The sequence below is a fragment of the Acidovorax sp. KNOB132 genome, from assembly GCF_057541515.1.
Map to the genome: position 1 here is coordinate 1 of NZ_BAAJYT010000300.1, position 4,098 is coordinate 4,098.

At 67.8% G+C, this 4,098-nt stretch carries 2 protein-coding genes and 2 pseudogenes; 3 read left to right on the forward strand and 1 reads right to left on the reverse strand.

Annotated features, from left to right (window positions below; translation table 11 throughout):
• Nucleotide 1: 1 nt before the first annotated feature.
• From AC27IO_RS21320 to AC27IO_RS21330, 3 genes and pseudogenes are all read left to right on the forward strand, one after another.
• Entirely contained in the window at nucleotides 2-1,012 is a 1,011-nt protein-coding gene (locus tag AC27IO_RS21320) for an AI-2E family transporter (RefSeq protein WP_498740641.1), read from the forward strand.
• A gap of 53 nt (nucleotides 1,013-1,065) precedes the next feature.
• Nucleotides 1,066-1,867 (forward strand): annotated as a pseudogene (locus AC27IO_RS21325) (IS5 family transposase); the annotation flags it as partial.
• A 262-nt stretch (nucleotides 1,868-2,129) separates the two neighbouring features.
• The gene (locus tag AC27IO_RS21330; protein WP_284426030.1) at nucleotides 2,130-3,755 is read left to right on the forward strand and encodes a methyl-accepting chemotaxis protein; all 1,626 of its coding nucleotides are present in this window, start codon (nucleotides 2,130-2,132) and stop codon (nucleotides 3,753-3,755) included.
• A 128-nt stretch (nucleotides 3,756-3,883) separates the two neighbouring features.
• Here AC27IO_RS21330 and AC27IO_RS21335 read toward each other — a convergent pair.
• Nucleotides 3,884-4,098: pseudogene (locus AC27IO_RS21335) on the reverse strand (extracellular catalytic domain type 1 short-chain-length polyhydroxyalkanoate depolymerase); the annotation flags it as partial.

The following is a 4,098-nucleotide window of genomic DNA, read 5'->3' on the forward strand; positions in this document are numbered from 1 at the left end:
CGTGGTCACGGCCAGCTACGTGCTCATGGCCGCGGCCCTGCTGCTGGTGATGTGGCAGGGTCTGCTGCCCGGCCTGCTGTGCGCCTGCCTGGGGTTTCTGCTCACGCGCTGGCTGGCGCCGCGCCTGGCCTGGCCGCCGGGGCGCAACGTGCACCGCCCGTCCGGCAGTGGCGCCACGGCAGGCCAGGTGATCGCGGCGGCCGTGGTCATGCTGGTGCCGCTGTCGCTCATCGTGCTGGCGGCCTCGCATTCGCGCAGCTACATCGTCGAGGCGCCGCAGCAGTACCGCGAACTGCTCGACTTTCTGGCCCGCACGGTGCTGGAGCTGCGCCTGAAGCTGCCGCCCGACATCGCCTCGCACCTGCCCGAGGGCGCGGTGGAGATCCAGCGCACCATCGCCGGCTACCTGGGCGCCAAGGCGGGCGCACTGGCCATGGCCGGCCGCGCGTGGCTCAGCGGCCTGCTGCATGCCTACGTGGGCCTGCTGATCGGGGCCCTGGCCGCCGTGCGCACGCTGGACGGGGCCCGCGGACCGCTGGCCGAGGCGCTCTCGGCGCGCATCACCTGGTTCGGCGAGGCCTTCCGCCAGATCGTGGCGGCGCAGTTCTGGATCGCGGCGTTCAACACGCTGCTGACGGCGATCTTCCTGCTGGGCGTGCTGCCGCTGTGGGACCTGCAGCTGCCCTACACGCCCGCGCTGATCACGCTCACCTTCCTGGCGGGGCTGGTGCCGATCGTCGGCAACCTGCTGTGCAACGCGGTCATCACCATCGTGGGCCTGTCGGTGTCGCCGGCCGCGGCCATCGCCTGCCTGGCGTTCCTGATCCTGATCCACAAGGCCGAATACGTCATCAACGCCAAGGTGGTCGGCCAGCGCACCCACATGGGCGTGTGGGAACTGCTGGCGGTGATGTTCGTAGCCGAAGCGGTGTTCGGCCCGGCCGGGCTGGTGGCGGCGCCACTGTTCTACGCGTACCTCAAGAAGGAACTGCAGGCAGCGCAGCTGGTCTAGTGCGTGTTATGCACTTTTCTCAGTGAGAGCAAAGCCGTGAGTAGCGTTTGCGGATGCCCCGCGAGCCGTACCCAAGGGACGTCAGCGATGAAGAATGGAGCTTCGCGGCACCCTATCTGCCCCTGATGGACCGGCACGCTCCCAGCGAGGGCACGATCTGCGGGAAGTCTTCAATGCCTGCGCTGGCTGTTACGCGCGGGACCGCCCTGGCGGATGGATGCAGCCCCATGGTCCCGCCGCCCTGGGAGGTGGTCTATCAGCACGCCGGCGCTGGTTGGACGCGGGTTGCTTCGAGGCGATGGTCTCGAACTGCGCTCCATCATTCGCGTGGCGCAGGGTCGCCAAGGCCAGCCCAGCGCCGTGTTGATGAATGGGCGCACGTGCAGATGAGCGCGGCAGCAAGGTTCACATGGCCGTGGACACGCTGGGGCACCTGCTGGCGGTGCCTGTCACGCCGGCTGACGAACAGGAGCGTGCCCAGCTGCAGCGCCTGTGCAAGGACGTGACGCAGGCCACGGGCCGCACAGTGCAGCGTGCCTGGGCGGACCAGGGCTACACGGGTGTAGGCTGCATCAAAGGCGGCGCAGGACAACGGGATCGACCTGCAGACCGTGACGTTGCCTGAGGCGAAGAAGGGCTTCGTCTTGCTGCCCCGGCGCTGGGTGGTGGAGCGCAGCTTCGGCTGGCTGGCGAGATTCCGCAGGGTTCTCGCGGGACTGCGAGCGACTGCCCGAAGTGCCCGAAGTGCCCGAAGTGCCCGAAGTGCCCGAAGTGCCCAGCAGGCTACATTTCCTTGTCTTTGCGATGCTCATGCGGCCCACCACCGCAAAAGTGCTGGCTCGGGCAGGAAGTTCATCACACGCTCCAGGCCGCGCGTTCAGGCAGATCGTCCAGGCAGCGCGGACCTGCGCCTGGCAGCGGAGCCCCGCCTTGCTACCCGCGCCTTCATCGCTGCCCGTCCCCCCCACGCGCAAAGCCCATGTCACAAAACCGCCCCACGGGTTTGTGCCGAGCCAGCGCCTTCCACTCCAGCATTACGCTTGTCCGGCGCGCCACGCAGCCCGTGGGACGGCGTGCAGCGTCCCACGGCCCCAATCGCTTGCCTCAAAGGGTTCCCATGACCATCGCAAGAAAACTGGCCCTCCTCCTGCTGAGCGCCATTCTCGGCATCGCGGTGATGACGGCGTGGTTCCTGATCTCCGAGCGACAGCTCATCCTGCAAGAGCGCCAGACCGGCGTGCGCCAGGTGGTCGAGGCGGCGCACGGCATCGCTACGCACTTCCATGACCTGAGCACCCAGGGCGGACTCTCCGACGACGAGGCCCGCAAGCGCGCGGCCGCTGCCATCCAGGCACTGCGCTACAGCGGCAACGAATACGTCTGGATCAATGACATGCACCCGCGCATGGTGATGCACCCGGTGCGCCCCGAGTTGAACGGCAAGGACCTGACCGACAACAAGGACCCCAACGGCAAGCCGCTGTTCATGGAATTCGTGCGCACCGTACAGGCCAGCGGCGCAGGCTTCGTGCCTTACCTGTGGCCCAAGCCCGGCAGCGAAGCGCCGGTCGAGAAGACGTCTTACGTCAAGGGTTTCGCGCCCTGGGGCTGGGTGATCGGATCGGGCGTGTACATCGACACGGTCAACGCCGCCATCTGGCAACGCGCCCTGGGGTTCGGCTTGGTGGCGGCGCTGCTGGGGGCTGCGCTGCTGGTGATAGGCACCTTGATATCGCGCAACCTGCTGCGCCAATTGGGCGGCGAGCCCGGGTACGCACGCACCATTGCCCGCAGCATTTCGGAGGGCGATCTGTCGGTGGCGGTGGACACGCGCCAGGGCGACCACTCCAGCCTGCTGCTGGACATGCAGGCCATGCGCGATAGCCTGCACCGCATCGTGCAGCGCGTGCGCGACGGCACCGAGCACATCGCTGGCGCCTCGCAGCAGATCGCCGCCGGCAACCACGACCTGTCGGCCCGCACCGAATCGCAGGCCAGCGCGCTGGAGCAGACCGCCGCCTCCATGGAGGAGATGACCTCCAACGTGAAGCAAAACGCGGACAACGCCCGGCAGGCCAGCGTGCTGGCGCAATCGGCGTCCGACGTGGCACGCCAGGGCGGCACGGTGGTGGACAAGGTCGTGCAGACCATGGGCTCCATCGATGCGTCGTCGCGCAAGGTGTCCGAAATCACCGGGGTCATCGAAGGCATCGCGTTCCAGACCAACATCCTCGCCCTGAACGCAGCGGTCGAGGCGGCGCGGGCCGGCGAACAAGGGCGTGGCTTCGCGGTGGTGGCCACCGAAGTGCGCAGCCTGGCGCAGCGCTCGTCCGAGGCGGCCAAGGAGATCAAGGCGCTGATCAGCCACTCCGCCGAGCAGGTGAAGGCCGGCACCCAGCTGGCGCAGGAAGCCGGCACGACCATGCAGAACCTCGTGGACAGCGTGCTGCGCGTGTCCGCCGTGATCGAAGACATCAGCCAGGCCAGCCGCGAGCAGACCGACGGCATCGAGCAGATCAACGAAGCCATTTCGCAGATGGATCAAGGCACGCAGCAAAACGCCGCCCTCGTCGAGCAGGCCACCGCGGCTGCCGCCTCGCTGCAGCAGCAGGCCAACGAACTCAAGCAGGTGGTAGCGGCCTTTCACCTGCACCGGGCCGCGGAAGGCTCGGAAGGTTCAGGGCAAGGCACGGCGCAGGCTGCGCTGCGTCGGCCGGGGCCGGCCCGTCGGCAGTTGAACTGACGCCAGCGCTCCCTGCGGTGGTGGCACCGGCCCACACCAGGGTGTCCAAGAAACGTTATTTGATATTTTTTTAATAGCACTCAGCACATATAGATCTAGGGCATCAGCCTCTTTTCACTATCAATCCCTCATGGCGCCGGTGGGAACTGCCGCACCACGAACGCCCAGATCAGCGCGGAGGCGTCCGGGCCGTCCGGATCGCTGTAGGGCACGCTGGCCAGGCCGCCGCTCCAGGCATGCCCCAGGCCAAGGATTTCGCGCAGCGCCACCACCGTGCGGCCCTGCCGCTTGAACTCGGTCAGGCGCGTGGCGTGCCGCTTGCCGCGCTGCTGCATGCGCGCGG

What these genes read in the sequence shown, in the direction of transcription:
- AC27IO_RS21330 (WP_284426030.1), top strand. Translation starts at nt 2,130, where the DNA reads ATGACCATCGCAAGAAAACTGGCCCTCCTCCTGCTGAGCGCCATTCTC.